General features: G+C 69.4%; 12 protein-coding genes and 2 rRNA genes. 3 read left to right on the forward strand and 11 right to left on the reverse strand.

What is annotated here, in order from left to right; genetic code table 11:
- Positions 1 to 55: 55 nt before the first annotated feature.
- From QHG49_RS15740 to proC, 3 genes are all read right to left on the reverse strand, one after another.
- Positions 56 to 3,175, reverse strand: a 23S ribosomal RNA gene (locus QHG49_RS15740).
- Between the two features lie 317 nt (positions 3,176 to 3,492).
- A 16S ribosomal RNA gene (locus QHG49_RS15745) occupies positions 3,493 to 5,017 on the reverse strand.
- Together the 16S and 23S rRNA genes form the textbook arrangement of a ribosomal RNA operon.
- 654 nt (positions 5,018 to 5,671) lie before the next feature.
- A complete protein-coding gene (gene proC, locus QHG49_RS15750; RefSeq protein WP_159703752.1) occupies positions 5,672 to 6,484 on the reverse strand; it encodes a pyrroline-5-carboxylate reductase in 813 nt (270 codons plus the stop codon).
- Positions 6,485 to 6,746: 262 nt separating this feature from the next.
- Between proC and QHG49_RS15755 the strand changes: the two genes are divergently transcribed.
- Positions 6,747 to 8,651: a lamin tail domain-containing protein gene (locus QHG49_RS15755; RefSeq protein ID WP_301490083.1), complete on the forward strand. Its 1,905-nt coding sequence runs from the start codon at positions 6,747 to 6,749 to the stop codon at positions 8,649 to 8,651.
- Between the two features lie 86 nt (positions 8,652 to 8,737).
- On the opposite strand, the gene QHG49_RS15760 is transcribed toward QHG49_RS15755, so the two are convergent.
- The 3 genes from QHG49_RS15760 to QHG49_RS15770 all read right to left on the reverse strand — a co-directional run bounded on the left by QHG49_RS15760 (position 8,738) and on the right by QHG49_RS15770 (position 10,491).
- Positions 8,738 to 9,508: a class I SAM-dependent methyltransferase gene (locus QHG49_RS15760; RefSeq protein WP_145487907.1), complete on the reverse strand. Its 771-nt coding sequence runs from the start codon at positions 9,506 to 9,508 to the stop codon at positions 8,738 to 8,740.
- A 128-nt stretch (positions 9,509 to 9,636) separates the two neighbouring features.
- Positions 9,637 to 10,143, reverse strand: a complete 507-nt coding sequence (locus QHG49_RS15765; RefSeq protein ID WP_301490084.1) for an EamA/RhaT family transporter — start codon at positions 10,141 to 10,143, stop codon at positions 9,637 to 9,639.
- A 93-nt stretch (positions 10,144 to 10,236) separates the two neighbouring features.
- Positions 10,237 to 10,491 carry an SH3 domain-containing protein gene (locus tag QHG49_RS15770; RefSeq protein WP_145487911.1) on the reverse strand — a complete coding sequence of 85 codons (255 nt, stop codon included), beginning with the start codon at positions 10,489 to 10,491 and terminating at the stop codon, positions 10,237 to 10,239.
- A 146-nt stretch (positions 10,492 to 10,637) separates the two neighbouring features.
- Here QHG49_RS15770 and QHG49_RS15775 point away from each other — a divergent pair, with 146 nt between their 5' ends.
- Entirely contained in the window at positions 10,638 to 12,737 is a 2,100-nt protein-coding gene (locus tag QHG49_RS15775) for a serine/threonine-protein kinase (RefSeq protein WP_301490085.1), read from the forward strand.
- 90 nt (positions 12,738 to 12,827) lie between these two features.
- Here the strand turns inward: QHG49_RS15775 and ilvD are convergent, their stop codons facing one another.
- From ilvD to QHG49_RS15795, 4 genes are all read right to left on the reverse strand, one after another.
- Positions 12,828 to 14,681: a dihydroxy-acid dehydratase gene (gene ilvD / locus QHG49_RS15780; protein ID WP_301490086.1), complete on the reverse strand. Its 1,854-nt coding sequence runs from the start codon at positions 14,679 to 14,681 to the stop codon at positions 12,828 to 12,830.
- A 135-nt stretch (positions 14,682 to 14,816) separates the two neighbouring features.
- Entirely contained in the window at positions 14,817 to 15,569 is a 753-nt protein-coding gene (locus QHG49_RS15785; protein ID WP_301490087.1) for a TetR family transcriptional regulator, read from the reverse strand.
- Positions 15,566 to 16,378 (reverse strand): sugar phosphate isomerase/epimerase, encoded by an 813-nt coding sequence (locus tag QHG49_RS15790; RefSeq protein ID WP_145487917.1) that lies wholly within the window; start codon positions 16,376 to 16,378, stop codon positions 15,566 to 15,568. Before QHG49_RS15790 ends, QHG49_RS15785 begins: the two co-directional genes overlap by 4 nt.
- A gap of 88 nt (positions 16,379 to 16,466) precedes the next feature.
- Positions 16,467 to 17,399: a Ppx/GppA phosphatase family protein gene (locus QHG49_RS15795; protein ID WP_145487919.1), complete on the reverse strand. Its 933-nt coding sequence runs from the start codon at positions 17,397 to 17,399 to the stop codon at positions 16,467 to 16,469.
- Positions 17,400 to 17,470: 71 nt separating this feature from the next.
- On the opposite strand from QHG49_RS15795, the gene QHG49_RS15800 reads away from it, so the two are divergent.
- Positions 17,471 to 18,310, forward strand: a complete 840-nt coding sequence (locus QHG49_RS15800) for a hypothetical protein (RefSeq protein WP_145487921.1) — start codon at positions 17,471 to 17,473, stop codon at positions 18,308 to 18,310.
- A 1,046-nt stretch (positions 18,311 to 19,356) separates the two neighbouring features.
- Here QHG49_RS15800 and QHG49_RS15805 read toward each other — a convergent pair.
- Positions 19,357 to 21,198, reverse strand: coding sequence for a hypothetical protein (locus QHG49_RS15805; RefSeq protein WP_370530468.1), 1,842 nt, complete (start codon positions 21,196 to 21,198; stop codon positions 19,357 to 19,359).
- Positions 21,199 to 21,379: the final 181 nt, after the last annotated feature.

Raw genomic sequence — 21,379 nt, forward strand, 5'->3', positions numbered from 1 at the left:
ACCGGCACTTTGGTTGTTCGTGGTTTCAGAACCAACACAGTGGACGCGAGCAACTGAGGACAAGCCCTCGGCCTATTAGTACCGGTCACCTCCACCAGTTACCTGGCTTCCAGATCCGGCCTATCAACCCAGTCGTCTACTGGGAGCCTTACCCCATCAAGTGGGTGGGAGTCCTCATCTCGAAGCAGGCTTCCCGCTTAGATGCTTTCAGCGGTTATCCCTCCCGAACGTAGCCAACCAGCCATGCCCTTGGCAGAACAACTGGCACACCAGAGGTTCGTCCGTCCCGGTCCTCTCGTACTAGGGACAGCCCTTCTCAAGACTCCTACGCGCACAGCGGATAGGGACCGAACTGTCTCACGACGTTCTAAACCCAGCTCGCGTACCGCTTTAATGGGCGAACAGCCCAACCCTTGGGACCGACTCCAGCCCCAGGATGCGACGAGCCGACATCGAGGTGCCAAACCATCCCGTCGATATGGACTCTTGGGGAAGATCAGCCTGTTATCCCCGGGGTACCTTTTATCCGTTGAGCGACGGCGCTTCCACAAGCCACCGCCGGATCACTAGTCCCGACTTTCGTCCCTGCTCGACCCGTCGGTCTCACAGTCAAGCTCCCTTGTGCACTTACACTCAACACCTGATTACCAACCAGGCTGAGGGAACCTTTGGGCGCCTCCGTTACCCTTTAGGAGGCAACCGCCCCAGTTAAACTACCCATCAGACACTGTCCCTGATCCGGATCACGGACCCAGGTTAGACATCCAGCACGACCAGACTGGTATTTCAACGACGACTCCACCCACACTGGCGTATGAGCTTCACAGTCTCCCAGCTATCCTACACAAGCCGAACCGAACACCAATATCAAACTGTAGTAAAGGTCCCGGGGTCTTTCCGTCCTGCTGCGCGAAACGAGCATCTTTACTCGTAGTGCAATTTCACCGGGCCTATGGTTGAGACAGTCGAGAAGTCGTTACGCCATTCGTGCAGGTCGGAACTTACCCGACAAGGAATTTCGCTACCTTAGGATGGTTATAGTTACCACCGCCGTTTACTGGCGCTTAAGTTCTCAGCTTCGCCCCACCGAAATGGAGCTAACCGGTCCCCTTAACGTTCCAGCACCGGGCAGGCGTCAGTCCGTATACATCGCCTTACGGCTTCGCACGGACCTGTGTTTTTAGTAAACAGTCGCTTCTCGCTGGTCTCTGCGGCCACCCCCAGCTCAAGGAGTAAATCCCATCACCGAGTGTGGCCCCCCTTCTCCCGAAGTTACGGGGGCATTTTGCCGAGTTCCTTAACCATAGTTCACCCGAACGCCTCGGTATTCTCTACCTGACCACCTGAGTCGGTTTAGGGTACGGGCCGCCATGAAACTCGCTAGAGGCTTTTCTCGACAGCATAGGATCATCCACTTCACCACAATCGGCTCGGCATCAGGTCTCACCCTCATGAGTGGCGGATTTACCTACCACTCGGGCTACACCCTTACCCCGGGACAACCACCGCCCGGGATGGACTACCTTCCTGCGTCACCCCATCACTCACCTACTAACCGCTCGGTTCAGCGGCTCCACCACTCCCCTCAACTCCGAAGAGATCAGGGCGGCTTCACGGCCTTAGCATCACGATGCTCGATGTTTGACGCTTCACAGCGGGTACCGGAATATCAACCGGTTATCCATCGACTACGCCTGTCGGCCTCGCCTTAGGTCCCGACTTACCCTGGGCAGATCAGCTTGACCCAGGAACCCTTAGTCAATCGGCGCACACGTTTCTCACGTGTGTATCGCTACTCATGCCTGCATTCTCACTCGTCAACCGTCCACAACTACCTTCCGGTGCTGCTTCACCCGGCAGACGACGCTCCCCTACCCATCACAACACCCGTTAGGGCTACATGCTGCAATGACACGACTTCGGCGGTACGCTTGAGCCCCGCTACATTGTCGGCGCGGAATCACTAGACCAGTGAGCTATTACGCACTCTTTCAAGGGTGGCTGCTTCTAAGCCAACCTCCTGGTTGTCTGTGCGACTCCACATCCTTTCCCACTTAGCGTACGCTTAGGGGCCTTAGTCGATGCTCTGGGCTGTTTCCCTCTCGACCATGGAGCTTATCCCCCACAGTCTCACTGCCGCGCTCTCACTTACCGGCATTCGGAGTTTGGCTAAGGTCAGTAACCCGGTAGGGCCCATCGCCTATCCAGTGCTCTACCTCCGGCAAGAAACACACGACGCTGCACCTAAATGCATTTCGGGGAGAACCAGCTATCACGGAGTTTGATTGGCCTTTCACCCCTAACCACAGGTCATCCCCCAGGTTTTCAACCCTGGTGGGTTCGGTCCTCCACGAAGTCTTACCTCCGCTTCAACCTGCCCATGGCTAGATCACTCCGCTTCGGGTCTTGAGCGTGCTACTGAATCGCCCTGTTCGGACTCGCTTTCGCTACGGCTTCCCCACCCGGGTTAACCTCGCAACACACCGCAAACTCGCAGGCTCATTCTTCAAAAGGCACGCAGTCACGAGATGCAGCAAGCTGCATCCGACGCTCCCACGGCTTGTAGGCACACGGTTTCAGGTACTATTTCACTCCCCTCCCGGGGTACTTTTCACCATTCCCTCACGGTACTATCCGCTATCGGTCACCAGGGAATATTTAGGCTTAGCGGGTGGTCCCGCCAGATTCACACGGGATTTCTCGGGCCCCGTGCTACTTGGGTGTCTCTCAAGCAAGCCGCTGACATTTCGACTACGGGGGTCTTACCCTCTACGCCGGACCTTTCGCATGTCCTTCGTCTACATCAACGGTTTCTGACTCGCCCTACGGCCGGCAGACCGTAGAAGAGAGATCCCACAACCCCGCACACGCAACCCCTGCCGGGTATCACACGCATACGGTTTGGCCTCATCCGGTTTCGCTCGCCACTACTCCCGGAATCACGGTTGTTTTCTCTTCCTGAGGGTACTGAGATGTTTCACTTCCCCTCGTTCCCTCCACTTGCCCTATGTGTTCAGGCAAGGGTGACAGCCCATGACGACTGCCGGGTTTCCCCATTCGGAAACCCCCGGATCAAAGCCTGGTTGACGACTCCCCGGGGACTATCGCGGCCTCCCACGTCCTTCATCGGTTCCTGGTGCCAAGGCATCCACCGTGCGCCCTTAAAAACTTGGCCACAGATGCTCGCGTCCACTGTGCAGTTCTCAAACAACGACCAGCCACCCATCACCCCGAACCCATCAACAGGTCCGAGTGCACTGGGGCCGGCGACTGAGGAGAAGATCAGATCATTCCCTCAGACACCCAACAGCGTGCCCGACCAGAACCCGTCCGAGGATCATGCGTTCCACACTCCGAAGAGCAGTACTAACAGCCCCCGACCCGAACATCCGGCCGAGTAGTCAACGTTCCACCCATGAGCAACCAGCATCAGACATGCGCTGATGTACTGGCCTCTGACCGAGCAAGAGCCCGGTAAGAAGTGCTCCTTAGAAAGGAGGTGATCCAGCCGCACCTTCCGGTACGGCTACCTTGTTACGACTTCGTCCCAATCGCTGGTCCCACCTTCGACAGCTCCCTCCCACAAGGGGTTGGGCCACCGGCTTCGGGTGTTACCGACTTTCGTGACGTGACGGGCGGTGTGTACAAGGCCCGGGAACGTATTCACCGCAGCAATGCTGATCTGCGATTACTAGCGACTCCGACTTCATGGGGTCGAGTTGCAGACCCCAATCCGAACTGAGACCGGCTTTTTGAGATTCGCTCCACCTCACGGTATCGCAGCTCATTGTACCGGCCATTGTAGCACGTGTGCAGCCCAAGACATAAGGGGCATGATGACTTGACGTCGTCCCCACCTTCCTCCGAGTTGACCCCGGCGGTCTCCCGTGAGTCCCCAGCACCACAAGGGCCTGCTGGCAACACGGGACAAGGGTTGCGCTCGTTGCGGGACTTAACCCAACATCTCACGACACGAGCTGACGACAGCCATGCACCACCTGTACACCGACCACAAGGGGGGCACTATCTCTAATGCTTTCCGGTGTATGTCAAGCCTTGGTAAGGTTCTTCGCGTTGCGTCGAATTAAGCCACATGCTCCGCCGCTTGTGCGGGCCCCCGTCAATTCCTTTGAGTTTTAGCCTTGCGGCCGTACTCCCCAGGCGGGGCACTTAATGCGTTAGCTGCGGCACGGACAACGTGGAATGTTGCCCACACCTAGTGCCCACCGTTTACGGCGTGGACTACCAGGGTATCTAATCCTGTTCGCTCCCCACGCTTTCGCTCCTCAGCGTCAGTATCGGCCCAGAGATCCGCCTTCGCCACCGGTGTTCCTCCTGATATCTGCGCATTTCACCGCTACACCAGGAATTCCGATCTCCCCTACCGAACTCTAGCCTGCCCGTATCGACTGCAGACCCGGGGTTAAGCCCCGGGCTTTCACAACCGACGTGACAAGCCGCCTACGAGCTCTTTACGCCCAATAATTCCGGACAACGCTTGCGCCCTACGTATTACCGCGGCTGCTGGCACGTAGTTAGCCGGCGCTTCTTCTGCAGGTACCGTCACTTTCGCTTCTTCCCTGCTGAAAGAGGTTTACAACCCGAAGGCCGTCATCCCTCACGCGGCGTCGCTGCATCAGGCTTTCGCCCATTGTGCAATATTCCCCACTGCTGCCTCCCGTAGGAGTCTGGGCCGTGTCTCAGTCCCAGTGTGGCCGGTCGCCCTCTCAGGCCGGCTACCCGTCGTCGCCTTGGTGAGCCGTTACCTCACCAACAAGCTGATAGGCCGCGGGCTCATCCTGCACCGCCGGAGCTTTACACCGTCAAGGATGCCCAAGACGGTCATATCCGGTATTAGACCCCGTTTCCAGGGCTTGTCCCAGAGTGCAGGGCAGATTGCCCACGTGTTACTCACCCGTTCGCCACTAATCCACCCCGAAGGGCTTCATCGTTCGACTTGCATGTGTTAAGCACGCCGCCAGCGTTCGTCCTGAGCCAGGATCAAACTCTCCGTGAATGTTTACTCGGCCGAAAAACATTTCAGCCGGTGCACAAACTGAAGAGCGGAACGGTCGGAGGAATAGTCCGACCGTTCACAGCGTCCTCGCTGTGTTTATTTCAAAGGAACCACGTCCCGGTCGTGATGACCGGAGACGGGGTATCAACATATCTGGCGTTGACTTTTGGCACGCTGTTGAGTTCTCAAGGAACGGTCGCTTCCTTTGTACTCACCCTCTCGGGCTTTCCTCCGGGCTTCCCTTCGTGTTTCCGACTCTATCAGATCTTTTTTCGATCCGATTTCCTCGGTGCTTTCCAGGTTTCCGCTCTCGCGTTTCCCTTTCCGGCGGTTCCGACTCTATCAGATCCTTTCGGCGTCTGACCCCCAGTCAGCGGGGTTTGTCTTCCCGGCCGTTGGGCCGTTCCGACGAGTGAGACATTAGCGGATTCCCGGCTCCCGAGCTAATCGGGGGCCTCGTTCTTTCGAACGCGGATTCCTCATTTCGCAAATACGCACACCAAAGTGTTCGACACCGAGGTGTCGGATGGGGTGGTGCTCACGGAATGGCTGTCCGGGGACCGACCGGAGTCGGCGCTCACGTCGGACAACTCGGAGTACCTTACGGATCCCCCCGAGGTGTGTCAACCACCGGCCGGTCCCTCCCGGCCAGGGTCAGTCCTTCGTGCCGGAGGCCAGCTCGCGGCTGCGGTCCCGGGCGGCTTCGAGGGCGGCGATGAGGGCCGCGCGGACGCCGTGGTTCTCCAGCTCGCGGATGGCGTTGATCGTCGTACCGGCGGGTGAGGTGACGTTCTCCCGGAGCTTCACCGGGTGCTCGCCGCTGTCGCGGAGCATCACGGCGGCTCCGATGGCGGACTGGACGATGAGGTCGTGGGCCTTGTCGCGGGGCAGGCCCAGGAGGATGCCGGCGTCGGTCATGGCCTCGACCAGGTAGAAGAAGTACGCCGGGCCGGAGCCGGACAGGGCGGTGCAGGCGTCCTGCTGGCCCTCGGGCACGCGGAGCGTCTTGCCGACGGCGCCGAAGATGCCCTCGGCGGTGGCCAGATGCTCCTGGGTGGCGTGGGTGCCCGGGGAGATGACGGACATGGCCTCGTCGACGAGGGCGGGGGTGTTCGTCATGACGCGGACCACCGGGGTGCCCTTGGCGAGGCGTTCCTCCAGGAAGGCGGTCGGGATGCCCGCGGCGCCGCTGATGACCAGGCGGTCGGCGGGGACGTGCGGGGCCAGCTCGTCCAGGAGGGCGCCCATGTCCTGCGGCTTGACCGTGAGGATCAGGGTGTCGGCGGTCTTGGCGGCCTCGGTGTTGCCGACCGGCGTGACTCCGTGACGGGCGCGGAGCTCTTCGGCGCGCTCGGGGCGGCGAGCGGTGACGAGCAGGTCGGCTGGGGCCCAGCCGCCCCGGATCATCCCGCTGAGCAGGGCTTCGCCGATCTTTCCGGTGCCGAGTACTGCGACTTTCTGGGTCATGCGGCTCAGTCTGGCACCGGGGGTGTCCGGCAGGGGGGTATGTCCGGTCGGCGGAACGGTCACGGTGGGCCGCGGCCGGGCGGTGGTGGGGCGGTGGCCGGGGAGGCGCGTCTGACGTTCCGGTGGCCAGCAGGTGGCATTCAGCCGGCGTACACGCTGTCTCAAGGTGGTGCCGCCAGAGTCCCGCCTCGTGTCTACTTCACCCTCGCGTCCCGGCGTCGCCTCCGTGTGCGCCGCTGCCTTGACGCTCTCAGGACTGCTCGTGACAGGGGTGGTCGCCGCCCAGCCCGCGGCCGCCGCGGACCCGGCCGGCTACCAGAACATCCGGATCAACGAGGTCACCTCGTCGAACAGCGACACGGTGGAGCTGTACAACACCGGTTCGAGCGCGGTGAGCATCAGTGGCTGGAAGGTGTCCGACGACAGCTTCTCGCCGCAGTCGTTCAGCCCGTCCGCCGGTACCGTCCCGGCGCACGGTTTCGTCACCTTCGACTCGCCCAAGGGCCTGGGCGACTCGGACAAGCTGGTGCTCTACACCTCCGGCGGCACGGTGGTCGACCGTGTCGACTGGGCCACCGGTAAGGCGAAGCCGGCGATGGCGCGGTGCGGCGGGGACGGCACCGGCGCGTGGGTCACCACGACCGCGGCGACCACGTTCGGCGCCGCGAACGCCCCGGGCTGCCCCGCGTCGCTCCCGGCCGCGAGCCAGGTGCGGATCAACGAGGTCACCTCGGACGGCGCGGACACCGTGGAGCTGTACAACGGCGGTTCGAGCGCGGTGAGCATCGGCTCGTGGAAGTACGTGGACAACGACACCAGCCACTCCCCGGCCTCGGTCTCGTCCTCCTCGCCGAGCACGACCAGCATTCCGGCCGGCGGCTACGCCACGTTCGCCTCGGCCCTCGGCCTGGGCGACAACGACTCGGTCTTCCTCATCGACAGCAACGGCACCACCGTCGACTCGGTGACCTGGGCGGCCGGTGGCGCCAAGCCGTCGGACGAGCGCTGTGCCAACGGCAGCGGCACCTTCCGGACCTCCGCGTCCGCGACCCTCGGCGGCGCGAACTCCTGCTCGGGCAGCGGCGGCGGTGGCGGTGGCACCGGCGGTGGTCAGCTCCTGGGCGGCGGCGGCTCGCTCACCAGCGGCTGCTCCCCCGAGGCACCCACCGGTACGGCTTCCACCCCGGCCGGCACCTCGGCGTGGCCGGGCGGCCTCGATGTCACGATCGCCGACAACGTCTGCGCGTTCACCACGTCCACCGGCCCCGAGGGTCGTGATGTGAGCGGTCTGGCGTTCGACCCGGCGAACCCGTCGGTGCTGTGGGCCGCCAAGAACAAGAACTGGCTGTTCAAGCTGGTCAAGAGCAACGGGAAGTGGGTCCCGGACGCGTCGTGGAGCGCGACCGGCAAGCAGATCCGGTTCCTGGGCGGTTCCGGCGAGCCGGACTCCGAGGGGCTGACGGTCGGCGCCAACGGGCACCTGTATGTGACCTCCGAGCGCGACAACACCAAGAACACGGTCCCCAAGGACACGATCATGGAGTTCGACCCGGCGGCCACCGGCTCGACGCTCACGCCGGTCCACCAGTGGGACATGACCTCGCAGTTCCCGCAGCTCGACACGGGCAGCAAGGACGACGCGAACCTGGGCTTCGAGGGCGTCGCCTATGTGCCGGACAGCTGGCTGACCGCGAACGGCTGGACCGACCCGCTCACCGGCGCCGCCTACAACCCGGCGAACTACCCGCTGCACGGCTCGGGCCTGTTCTTCGCCGGTCTGGAGTGGGACGGCACGCTGCACGCGTACGGCCTGAACTCCGACGGCACGTTCACCACGTTCGGCACGATCTCCACCGGCAAGGCCTCCGTGGTGGACGTGACCTTCGACGCCGGGACCCAGCGCATCGTCGCCACCTGCGACAACGCCTGCGGTGAGACGCACACCTTCCTGAAGGTCGGCGCCGCCGGGGCGATCGTCCCGGACGTGACCTACACGAACCCGGCCGTCATGCCGGTCGACAACCTGGAGGGCTTCGCCCTCGCGCCCACCTCGACCTGCGTCAACGGCTCACGCGAGGCGGTCTGGTCCGACGACGGCATCTACGGCTTCGGCTCCGGAAGCTCCTCGTACGGCCACGCCCTCTACAGCGGCACCTTCCCCTGCTGAGCCCCTCGCGGCACCGGGACTCCCGGCGGGCGCGGTGGCCACCGGTGCCACCGCGTCCGCCGTTCTCGTCACCGTCCCCTCCCCCGTCACCGCTTCCGGGCCACCAGGAGGAGGACGTCGTACGTCTCCTCGACCACGCCGTCGGGGAAGACCTGCCGGAGGTGGGTTCGCTCCTCGGCGAGGAAGGCGTCGCGGGCGGGGGCTTCCATGACGAGGAAATGGGAGTGGCTGGCGAGGTTGGCGAGGTGGGTGTCCAGGGGGACCCGGCGGCTCCAGCGCAGCTTGTGCCGGGCGAAGTCGAGCCGGCCGCTGGGGTCGGCGAGCGCCGCGCGCTGCTCGCGGTCGGCCTGCTGGGAGTCCATGCCGGCGGCGCGGCGCACGCGCTCGGACGACTGCGCGATCCACTCGACGTCCAGGGCGCTGATGTTCCACCACAGCGCCAGCGCGCCGCCCGGCCGCAGGACGCGCAGGGCCTCCGGCACCGAGTGGGCGGGGTCGGTCCAGTGCCAGGACTGGGCGTAGGTGAGGAAGTCGAGGGTGGCGTCGGCGAGCGGGAGGGCGTTGCCGTTGCCGCGGACCAGGGGGATGTCCGGGTTGCCGCGGCGGAACTCGGCGGCCATGCCCGCGCCGGGCTCGACCGCGAGGACGTCCGCGCCGCGGGCGTGCAGCAGGCTGGTGGAGATCCCGGTGCCGGCGCCGACGTCCGCGACCCGCGCGCCGGTCAGGGCCCGGTCCGCGGCCTTCTCGACGGTGTCGAAGAGGGCGGCCGGGTAGGAGGGGCGGTTGGCCGCGTACTGGGCGGCGGCCGCGTTGAAGGAGTGGGCGCGGGCGGGGTCAACGGGTCGCGTGCTCGTCATACGGCCATGGTCGCCGGTGGGCGGCGCGCACGACAGCGGCTTTGCCCGGAGTTCCAGGGGCTTTCGTCGGGATCAGGCCGGATCAGGCACCAGGGCCCGCGAGCCCGGCGTGATCCGAACGAAAGACCCTAGCGGCGGCGCTTCTTCTTCGAGGGGTCGCCCGAGCGGCGGGTGGTGCGGGCGGCGTGCTCGGCGCGGGCCCTCTCGTACTCCTCGCGGTGCAGTTTCTCGCCCGGGGCCTCGGTGAGGGAGCGGACGAAGTAGGCGAGGAGGGTGCCGACGAATCCGATGGCGAGCAGGCCGCGCAGGGACGCCTGGCGCTGCGGGTCCTGGCGCTTGCCGAAGCCGGCCAGGGTGTTGCCGAAGGCGAGCGCGGTGCAGATGGCGAACATGGCGACGACCAGGACGGTCACGAAGGCGCCGGTGTCGGCGATCTGGAGGCCCTGGTAGGCGAAGCGCAGCACCAGGCAGGAGGCGACCGCGGCGACGAGGGAGCCGGCGGCGACAGCGGCGCGGCGGGCCGCGTAGCCGTTGTCGTGGTGCACCCAGGACGTGCCGAAAAAGCGCAGGGGCTCGGGCCGGGGCCCGCCCACGGGTTCCTCCGGAGCGCCCGGGGCGCCGGTTTCGTCGCTCACGGGACGATTATGGCGCCGATGGGCAAAGGACTCGCGGGCGGGTACGGCGGCGGGCACGGGTCCAGGCCCGGACACGGGTACGGCAGCGGGGCGTCAGCCGCAGCGGTCCGCCACGAAGCCGTCGCTGCCCGTGTGGACGTACGCGTCCGCCACGAACTCGCCGTCGCTGATGTTGTCCCAGATGGTGGAGGTGCCGTAGGTGCCGATGACCTTGGTGCCCGTGGTCTGGCAGTAGATCGGGACCTTGGCGCCCTCGGGGAGGGTGCGGGTGATGCCGTAGCTGGTGCCGGGGCCGCTGCGGACGTTGACGCGGACGCCCGGGGCGACGGAGTAATAGCGGACGGACATGCGGTTTCTCCCCCGTGAAGCCCCACCGGAAGGCGGGGATCGTCGAATGCGAACGGAGGTTAGCAAGCCGCCTCGGTCTCGTACGAGCCATCGACTAGGCTCCGTGCGTCGCGCGCGGACGAGGAGCACGGGGGGCGGTCCAGTCGATGACGCCACAGCGCAGCACGGGAGCGGGCGCGGAAGCCGATATGCCCGAGTACGCCGGGCATTACCACCTGGAGTCGCGGCTGGGCTCCGGCGGCATGGGGGTGGTCCACCTCGCCCGCAGCACGTCCGGGCTGCGCCTCGCCGTGAAGGTCGTCCACGCGGAGTTCGCGCGGGACCGGGAGTTCCGGGGCCGGTTCCGGCAGGAGGTGGCGGCGGCGCGCCGGGTCAGCGGTGCCTTCACCGCGCCCGTGGTGGACGCCGACCCGGAGGCGGCCCGCCCCTGGATGGCCACCCTGTACATCCCCGGCCCGACCCTCTCCGAGCAGGTGAAGGAGCACGGGCCGCTGGACGCCGGGCAGTTGCGGCGGCTGATGGCGGGACTCGCCGAGGCGCTGCGCGACATACACCGCGTGGGTGTGGTGCACCGGGATCTCAAGCCGAGCAATGTGCTGCTCGCCGAGGACGGCCCGAAGGTCATCGACTTCGGCATCTCCCGGCCCAAGGACAGCGAACTGCGCACGGAGACGGGCAAGTTGATCGGCACACCGCCGTTCATGGCGCCCGAGCAGTTCCGGCGGCCGCGGGAGGTCGGTCCCGCCGCGGACATCTTCGCGCTGGGCTCGGTGCTGGTGCACGCGGCGACCGGGCGGGGGCCGTTCGACTCCGACAGCCCGTACGTCGTCGCCTATCAGGTCGTCCACGACGAGCCCGATCTGTCGGGGGTGCCGGCCGGTCTCGCGCCGCTCATCGAGCGCTGTCTCGCCAAGGACCCGGACGAGCGGCCGACGCCGGACGAGCTGATGCGCCGGCTGCGGTCGGTGGCGGCGTCGTACGACACCCAGGCGTTCATACCGGCACAGCGCAAGGCGGGTTCGGCGGACGTGTCCGCGGCGAAGGCGCCGGAGCACCCGGAGCGGGCACCGTCGAAGCGCCGGGTACGGCCGAGGCTGCTCGCCGCCGTCGCGGCCGGGGTGCTCGCGCTGGTCGTCGGCGGGGCCCTCGCCTGTGTGCAGTGGCTCGGTGACGACGCCCCCACGGCGAAGGATCCGCACACGGCGGCGGTCGGGTTCGCGGGGTGGCGTACGAAGCCGGTCGCCGGGCAGAGCGACGCGCCCCGGTGTGCCTTCGGGGCGGGCAAGCTGCTGTGCGCCGGGTCGGGCCAGGCGTACGCGCTCGATCCGCGCGGCGGCCGGGTGCTGTGGCGGCATCCCTTCGCGGGGGCGCGCTGGAGCGCGGCGCCCGCGGTGTCGGGCGGCCTGGTGCAGGTGCGCGACGAGGCCGGGGACGTGGTGGCCCTCGACCCGGGCACGGGCCGTACGCGCTGGCGGCACGCCCTGCCCACGGGTGCCGGGGCGCAGTACACGGACGGGACGCTGCTGATCACCGCGGCCGACGGCACGGTCACGGGCGTGGACAGCGCGTCGGGCCGTACCCGCTGGAGCCATCGGCTGCCCGGGGCGGGCCGGCCGAACGTCGACACGTTTCCGGGCGGCGCCGCGGCCTACGCGTCGACCTCCTCCGCCGACGGCCGCCGCACCCGGGTCGTCGCGTTCGACCCGGAGAGCGGCGCGGTGCGCTGGGACACCGTGCTGACCGGGCTGCTGCGGCCGGTCGGCGCCACGGACGGCAGCGTGTTCTTCGTGTCCGCCGACCCGGTGTACGGCGACACGGACGCGGTGGTGCGCTACGACACCGCGTCCCGGGCCGTACGACGGGTGCCGCTGCCCGCGCCCCGGCCGGACGTGCACGCCGTCGCCCACGGGGACGTGGTGTATCTGCTGGACGTCAACGGCGGCCTGGACGCCGTGGACACCGCGGCCGGCAAGCGGCTGTGGCACCTGGAGACCTCGGTGAGCCGGGGCTCGGCGCTGGTCGCCGGGGACCGCTATCTGTACTTCTCCGCCGGTGACGGGCGGCTGCTCGCCGTGGACGCGCGCGGCGGGCGACTCGCGGGGCAGACGCCGGCGCGGCCGGGGGACGGCACGGCAGGGGTCGCGGCGCTGCGGGCCGCGCCGGTGCTCGTGGCGCCGCAGGTGTTCGCCACCGCTCCCGACGGGTCGGTGTCCGCGCTCGACGGGCGGGACCCCTCGGCCTGGTGAAACGATCCCGTGGACAGCGAGAGGGGCCGCTCCTCACCGGAGCGGCCCCTTCGTCGTGAGGCGCGTCGTCACGGCCTGTCGTACGGGCGGTCAGCCCAGCTTGCTCACGTCCCGCACCGCGCCCTTGTCCGCGCTGGTCGCCATCGCGGCGTAGGCGCGCAGCGCGGCGGTGACCTTGCGGTCGCGGTCCCTCGGGGCGTAGTCGCCGTTCAGGGCCTGCTCGCGGCGGGCCAGTTCGGCGTCGTCCACCAGCAGTTCGATGGAGCGGTTCGGGATGTCGATGCGGATCCGGTCGCCGTCCTCGACCAGGGCGATGGTGCCGCCCGAGGCCGCCTCCGGGGAGGCGTGGCCGATGGAGAGGCCCGAGGTGCCGCCGGAGAAGCGGCCGTCGGTGATCAGCGCGCAGCTCTTGCCGAGGCCGCGGCCCTTCAGGTACGAGGTCGGGTAGAGCATCTCCTGCATGCCGGGGCCGCCCTTGGGGCCCTCGTAGCGGATGACGACGACGTCGCCCTCCTTGACCTCCTGGGTGAGGATCCGCTGGACGGCCTCCTCCTGGGACTCGCAGACCACGGCCGGGCCCTCGAAGGTCCAGATCGACTCGTCGACGCCGGCCGTCTTGACCACGCAGCCGTCCACGGCCAGGTTGCCGCGCAGCACCGCGAGGCCGCCGTCCTTGGAGTAGGCGTGCTCGGCGGAGCGGATGCAGCCGCCCTCGGCGTCGTCGTCCAGGGACTCCCAGCGCTCGGACTGGGAGAACGCCTCGGCGGAGCGGACGCAGCCGGGGGCCGCGTGCCACAGCTCGACGGCCTCGGGGGACGGGGAGCCGCCGCGCACGTCCCAGGTCTTGAGCCAGTCGGCGAGGGAGGGGCTGTGCACGGCGTGCACGTCCTCGTTCAGCAGGCCCGCGCGGTGCAGTTCGCCGAGGAGGGCGGGGATGCCGCCGGCGCGGTGCACGTCCTCCATGTAGTACGTGCGGTTCTTGCCCACGTTCGGCGCGACCTTGGCGAGGCAGGGGACGCGGCGCGAGACGGCGTCGATCTCCTCCAGGCCGAAGGTGACGCCGGCCTCCTGGGCGGCGGCCAGCAGGTGCAGGATCGTGTTGGTGGAGCCGCCCATCGCGATGTCCAGGGCCATGGCGTTCTCGAAGGCCTGGAAGGTGGCGACATCGCGGGGCAGGACGGTCTCGTCGTCCTGCTCGTAGTAACGCCGGGTGATGTCCATGACTGTGCGGGCGGCGTCGACGTACAGCTGCTTGCGCGCGGTGTGGGTGGCGAGGACCGAGCCGTTGCCGGGCAGGGAGAGGCCGATGGCCTCGGTCAGGCAGTTCATCGAGTTGGCGGTGAACATGCCGGAACAGCTGCCGCAGGTCGGGCAGGCGTTCTCCTCGATGCGCAGGATGTCCTCGTCGGAGACCTTGTCGTTGGCGGCTTCCGCGATGGCGTCGATCAGGTCGAGGGAGCGCACGGTGCCGTCGACCAGCGTGGCGCGGCCGGCCTCCATGGGGCCGCCGGAGACGAAGACCGTCGGGATGTTCAGGCGCAGGGCGGCCATCAGCATGCCCGGGGTGATCTTGTCGCAGTTGGAGATGCAGACCAGGGCGTCGGCGCAGTGGGCCTCGACCATGTACTCCACGGAGTCCGCGATCAGGTCGCGGGAGGGCAGCGAGTACAGCATGCCGCCGTGGCCCATGGCGATGCCGTCGTCCACCGCGATGGTGTTGAACTCGCGCGGGATGCCGCCCGCCTCGGTGATCGCCTCGCCGACGATCCGGCCGACCGGCTGGAGGTGGGTGTGGCCCGGCACGAACTCGGTGAAGGAGTTGGCGACGGCGATGATCGGCTTACGGCCGATGTCCGCGCCGGGTACACCGGAGGCACGCATAAGGGCGCGGGCGCCCGCCATGTTGCGGCCGTGGGTGACTGTGCGGGACCTCAGCTCGGGCATCGTCGCTCGCTCCTCGATGAACAGTTCTGGCTTTCTCCGAGCCTACGCCGGGGCTCCAAGGAATGGACACGCTTGTCCGGAATGCGGGACGGACATTTCATCGGCGCCGCCCGGCGGCCGTGGTCGGGCCGTGTTTCAGGGCTGGGTGAGGTGCTTCTGTACGACGGGTGACACGCGCGCGATGATCTCCTCCACGTCCGCCGAGGCCAGCGGCTCCAGCTTGAGGACGTAGCGCAGCAGGGCCGTACCCACCAGCTGGGCGGCGGCCAGCTCGGCGCGCAGCTCGGCGTCCGGCAGGTCCAGCCGGGCCGCGACCCGGCGCACCAGCTGGGCGGCGACCAGGCGGCGGAAGACGGCGGCGGCGGTGTCGTCGGTGACGGCCGAGCGCAGGATCGCGAGCAGCGGGGCCCGGGTGGCGGGGTTGTCCCAGACGCCGAGGACGTGGCGGGACAGCCGTTCCCCCACGCCGTCCGGCGGGCCCTCTGCGAGGGTGTCGGGGGCGGCGAGGGCGGGGGCGAAGGCGACCTCGACGGCCGCCGCGAAGACCTGTTCCTTGGTGCCGAAGTAGTGGTGGACCAGCGCGGAGTCCACGCCGGCCGCCTTGGCGATCTGGCGTACGGACGTCCTGTCGTACCCCCGGTCGGAGAACTCCTCGCGGGCCGCGGTGAGGATGCGGTCCCGGGTGCCGGCGGACTCGGCGCGGGAGGGGCGGCCGCGGCGGCGGGCGGGGGGCTCGGGGGCGGATGGCGCGGTGAGGGCGGGGGCCGGGGTGGGGCCGGGGACCGGGGCGGGGCTGGTGGGGCTGGTGGGGTCGGAGGCCGGGTCCGGGCCGGTGGGGCCGGGGACCGGGTCCGGGTCCGGGCCGGTGGGGCCGCTCGGGTCGGTCATCGGCGGGGGAGGCGGGCGGCGGCGGCCAGGTGCTTGCGGGCGAAGGCGAGGGCCTCGGCGAGGTCGGCCTCGCGCTCGGCGGCGGACATCGCCCGCCGGGTGTTGACCTCGATGACGACATGGCCGCCGAAACCGGAGACGGTCAGGTGCTCCAGCAGCTCGGCGCAGGGCTGGTCGCCGCGCCCCGGCACCAGGTGCTCGTCCTTGGCCGAGCCGCGCCCGTCGGCGAGGTGGACATGGCCGAGCCGGTCGCCCATGCGGCCGATCATCTCCAGGGCGTCGGTACGGGCCGTCGACGTATGGCTGAGGTCGATCGTGAAGTGCCGGTAGTCGTCCTGGGTGACGTCCCAGGCGGGGGCGTAGGCGAGCATCTCGCGGTCGCGGTAGCGCCAGGGGTACATGTTCTCGACCGCGAACCGTACGTCCGTCTCGTCCGCCATCCGCCAGACGCCCGCGACGAAGTCCCGGGCGTACTGCCGCTGCCACCGGAACGGCGGGTGCACGACGACGGTGGAGGCGCCCAGCTTCTCGGCGGCGGCCCGGGCCCGGCGCAGCTTGGTCCACGGGTCGGTGGACCAGACGCGCTGCGTGATCAGCAGGCACGGGGCGTGCACGGCGAGGATCGGGATGCCGTGGTGGTCGGAGAGGCGGCGCAGCGCGTCGATGTCCTGGCTGACGGGGTCGGTCCAGACCATGACCTCGACGCCGTCGTAGCCGAGGCGCGCGGCGATCTCGAAGGCCGTCGCCGTGGACTCCGGGTAGACGGAGGCTGTCGACAGCGCTACGGGGACGGTCGTTGGTTCAGCCACGTCCGTCACCTTAAGGGGTTTCACAGTGAGGGTGTCGGGTGCCCGTTCGCCGTTGTGAGGTATGCCATTTGGGCGGTGCGGGCGCGGGTCACGCGGAGCCCATGTGGTCGAGGCGCCGCAGGATCACGCCCTCCCGCAGCGCCCACGGGCATATCTCCAGGCTCTCCACGCCGAAGAGGTCCATCGCGCCCTCGGCGACCAGGGCGCCGGCGAGGAGCTGACCGGCCCGGCCGTCGGAGACGCCCGGCAGCTCGGCGCGCTGGTCGATGGTCATGCCGGACAGGCGCGGGACCCACGCCTCCAGGGATTCGCGTTTGAGTTCGCGCTGGACGTAGAGGCCGTCGGCGCTGCGGGCGGCGCCGGCGATACGGGCCAGCTGCTTGAAGGTCTTGGAGGTCGCGACGACATGGTCGGGGGCGCCGAAGCGGGCGAACTCGCCGACCGTGCGGGCGATCTCCGCGCGGACATGGCGGCGCAGGGCGCGTACGTCCTCCGGGGCGGGCGGGTCGCCGGGGAGCCAGCCGGCGGTGAGGCGGCCCGCGCCGAGCGGGAGGGAGGCGGCGGCGTCCGGCTCCTCGTCGATGCCGAACGCGATCTCCAGGGAGCCGCCGCCGATGTCCAGGACCAGCAGCTTCCCGGCGGACCAGCCGAACCAGCGGCGGACGGCGAGGAAGGTGAGGCGGGCCTCCTCGGCGCCGGACAGGACCTGGAGCCGTACGCCGGTCTCGTCGGCGACGCGGGCGAGGACCTCGTCGGCGTTGCTCGCCTCGCGGACGGCGGAGGTGGCGAAGGGGAGCAGGTCCTCGACGCCCTTGTCCTCGGCGGCCTGGAGCGCGTCCCGTACGACGTCGACGAGCTTCTCGATGCCGGCGTCGCCGATGGCACCGCTGTCGTCGAGGAGTTGGGCGAGCCGAAGGTCGGCCTTGTGGGAATGCGCGGGCAGCGGGCGCGCGCCGGGGTGGGCGTCCACCACCAGCAGATGCACCGTGTTCGAACCCACGTCCAGGACACCGAGTCTCATAAACGGAACGCTACTGCCAGAACGCGGCCGCACGGTCCCCGGACCGGGGGCGGGGCACTTACCCTGGACGGGTGCCAAAGACGAAAAAGGCGAAGTCCGCGAAAGCCGATAAGACGGACAAGGCTCGCAAGACCGCCAAAGCTGCCAAGGGGTCGAAGGTGAGCGACGAGAAGGGGCTCGACTTCGCGCGCGCGTGGGTGGAGTTTCCGGACCCGGCGGACGACGAGCAGGTCTTCCGCTGCGACCTGACGTGGCTGACCTCGCGCTGGAACTGCATCTTCGGCAGCGGCTGCCAGGGCATCAAGGCGGGGCGCGCGGAGGATGGGTGCTGCACGCTGGGGGCGCACTTCTCCGACGAGGACGACGAGAAGCGGGTCGCCGGGCACGTGGCGCGGCTCACGCCGGACATCTGGCAGCACCACGCCGAGGGCACGAAGGACGGCTGGATCTCGGAGGACGAGGAGGGGTCCCGGCAGACGCGGCCCTTCCAGGGGTCCTGCATCTTCCAGAACCGGCCCGGGTTCGCGGGCGGCGCGGGGTGCTCGCTGCACATCCTCGCGCTCAAGGAGGGCCGGGAGCCGCTGGAGACCAAGCCGGACGTGTGCTGGCAGCTGCCGGTGCGGCGGACGTACGAGTGGATCGACCGGCCCGACGACACGCGGGTGCTCCAGGTCTCCATCGGGGAGTACGACCGCAGGGGCTGGGGGCCGGGCGGGCACGATCTGCACTGGTGGTGCACGTCGGCCACGTCGGCGCACGGTGCGGGGGAGCCGGTGTACGTGTCCTACCGCGCGGAGCTGACGGAGCTGATGGGCAAGGAGGGATACGACCGGCTGGCGGAGCTCTGCGAGCAGCGTCTCTCCGCCGCGCTTCCCCTGCTGGCCCCGCATCCGGCGGACCCGGCGTCCTGACCCTGCGTCCTTGCCCACCCACCCGCCCGACTCGGTGGGCTGACGGGTTGCCGGGGACCTCTTCCACGCCGCCGGAGCGGCTGGGCGGGTCCCCGCACCGCCTTTCCCACCCGCCCACCCGACTCGCTCGGCCGATGGGTTACCCCGGGGGCCTCGTCCCGGACGGAACCCGGCAGCCGGAACCGGTCCCACCCCGCCGCCGACCCCGCGTCGGCCGAGCGGCCGGGCGGGGTCCCCGCACCGCCTTCTCCCACCCGCCCACCCGACTCGGTCGGCCGATGGGTTACCCCGGGAGCCTTGTCCCGGCCGGAGCCTTGTCGCGGGCAGAACGCGGCGAACGGATACCGATCGCGCTGTGCCGTCGAAGCTCCGCGCCGGGCGGGCGGTCCGGCCGGGGGCCGCACCCCGTGCTCCCGGCTCGGTGAGCCGACGGGCCCCGGAATACCTAGCCACGCCCAGAACACCGCGAACAGGCGCCCGTCGCGCAGCGGAGTCCGAGCCGGGGCGAGCGGTCAGGTGGTGGCTCGTATCCCCCTCGTCCCGCGCTCCCCCACCCGCCCAACGGACGGCTACGAGGGACGTGCCGCCACGGCCGGAACCCGCCGACCAGCACACTTCTCCACCAGCCCAGCCGACTCAGCAGCAGGCTGACGTCCTCCCGGGACTCTCTCCGCCGAAACGGACGATCAGGAACCGGCCCCACCGCATCGACAGATCCTCGCGCCAAGCCGAGCCACCGGACACGGGCTCACGTCCCGCCCGCTCACCCCTCGCTCACCCAGCCGCTCAGCGGCAGGCTGGCGCATGCCCGGAAAGCCCGGAGCCTGGCCGGGCTCCCGCCTCCAGCACGGCACTCGCCTCTCCTTCCCCCATCCCTCGCGCTCGCCCACCCGCCCAGCCGACTCAGCGGCGGGCAGACGCGTTCCCGCGAAGGCTCGGGCCCCGGCCGGGCTCCCAGCCCAGAACGGGCACCCCCAGCCTCGACCCACGACCAGAACCCGCCCCCGGCGACCCTGCGAAGCCCCCCGCCCCCGCCCCCCTACGCCCTAGCTTCCCGACGGCGTCGGGGTTTCGGTGGTCGTCGGGGTCGGGGGTGGGGTGGGGGATGTGGAGGTCGGGGGGTCGGTCGGGGTGGGGGGAGGGGGTGGTTGGGTGGGGGGCGGAGACGTTGGTGGGGTGGTCGGGGTGGGGGTCGGCTGTGGGGGTGGGGTCGGGTGGGCGGGGAGGGGGCCGGAGCCCGTGATGGTGACCACCGTGCCGGCGGGGGCGATGGAGATCCGGGCCTGCCAGGCGCCCCTGGGCTCGTGGAGGTGGTCGACGTACGCCTTGAGCGTCACGCTCTCACCGGACGCCAGCGTGCCCGAGGACCGGCTCAGGTAGAGCCAGGCGGAGCCGGTCGCGGCGGACCAGCGGACCGGGTCCGGACCCGTCGCGGTCAGCGTGATCAGCGTGGTGTCCCCGTCGTTCGCGGCGGTCACCGACAGACTCCCGGCCGAACCGTCCGCCGTACCGGGCGCGAGGCTCATCACCTCCACCGAGACATCCGGCTTGCCGTCCTTGCCCACCCCCGGCTTCGCCCGCGCGCTGCCCGCGTTCTCGTACCCCCCGCCCGTGCCGGTCCCGCCGACCGCGTCCGGCCCCCGGTCCTCGCGCGCGGTGCCGGGACGGCCGTCCGGCTCCCCCGTCGGCGCGCCCCGGTACGCCGCCCACAGGGCCAGCACCGGTGCCGCGACCACCGTCGCCACCACCGTCGTCGTCACCGCGCGGGCGCGCAGCCGGTCGCGGCGGGCCGCGCGGTCCCTGGGGTCCATCGGGAAGCCCCGCCGGTCGAAGCGGGGCGCGTCCGCGACCCTCGCCCGGGAGCGCGCGGCGAGGGCCGCGCGGGGCGCCTCCAGGACGGGCAGTTCGGCGGGGGTGACCGAGGTGCCGGGCCAGCGGCCGGGGGCCGCGCGCTCGGCGCTGCGCCGGCAGCGCGGGCAGTCGTCGACGTGTCGTACCAGCTCACGGCGGAGCGCGGTGCTGAGGATCAGCCTGCTGTCGCCGGTGAGATGGGCGACGCTCGGGCAGCCGCCGGACTCCACCACGGCGAGCGCGGCCCGGGTCCGCTCGACCTCGCAGGCGGCGGTGGCGAGCAGATCGCGGGCGGCGGCCGGTGCCATGCCGAGCACGGCGGCGACCTCGGGGGCGGTGAGGTGGTGGCGGACGGCGAGTTCCAGGGCCTCGCGCTGCTCGGGCGTGGTGCCGGCCGCCTCCGGCCAGGCGAGCAGGGTCAGTTCGCGGTGCCGGCGCTCCTGGATCTCCGGGGGGAGGGCCGGGTCGGGCGACTCGGGGCCGGTTCCCCGCCCGCTCCTTCCGGCGCCCTTGTCCGTGCGGCCCGCCGCGTGCGTGGCCTGACGTCTCTGCTTCGCCTCGGCCAGCTTGCGCAGACACGCCCACCGGGCCAGCGCGTACAGCCAGGCCCTGCGCTCGCCGCCGGTCTCCGGCACGCGGTGCGCCCGCCGCTCGGCGAGGGCGAGGGCGTCGCCGAGCGCGGCGGTGGCCGCGTCGTGGTCGCACAGGATGGACAGGCAGTAGGTGAACAGGCCGTCCAGGTACGGCTCGTAGCACGTCGAGGCCCGCCGGGCGATGGTCCGCGCTGCGGCACGGTCCCGCGCCTCACGGACGTCCCGCGCCTCGCGGGTGTCCCGCGCCTCACGGGCATCCCGTGTCTCGCGGGCGTCTCGGCCCTCATGCGCCTCACACGCCTCGCGTGGCTCGAACACACCAGGCATCCGCGCGCCCTCGCGCGGTTCACGCCCCTCGCGCGCCTCTCGTGCTTCGCGCGCCGTGCCGTGCGCCCGGTGCGCGCCGGTGCTGCGGGTGGTGGTCTCCGGGCTGCTGCTCATCACCCGTGCGACCGTAGGCGTCGGCGGAGCGCCCCTTCTGGAGCCTTGAGCACTTTTAATCCGTACGGGTGAAACGATCCCTCATAAGGGGACAGGAGCCCTTTGTTCCGGGGCCGGATTCCGAGCGAGGGTGGCCGATACCCGTCCACCCACTTGGCGGCCCCCGGACCGGTTGTCAGTGCCG

It is taken from the genome of Streptomyces sp. WP-1, assembly GCF_030450125.1.
Classification (GTDB): Bacteria; Actinomycetota; Actinomycetes; order Streptomycetales; family Streptomycetaceae; genus Streptomyces; species Streptomyces incarnatus.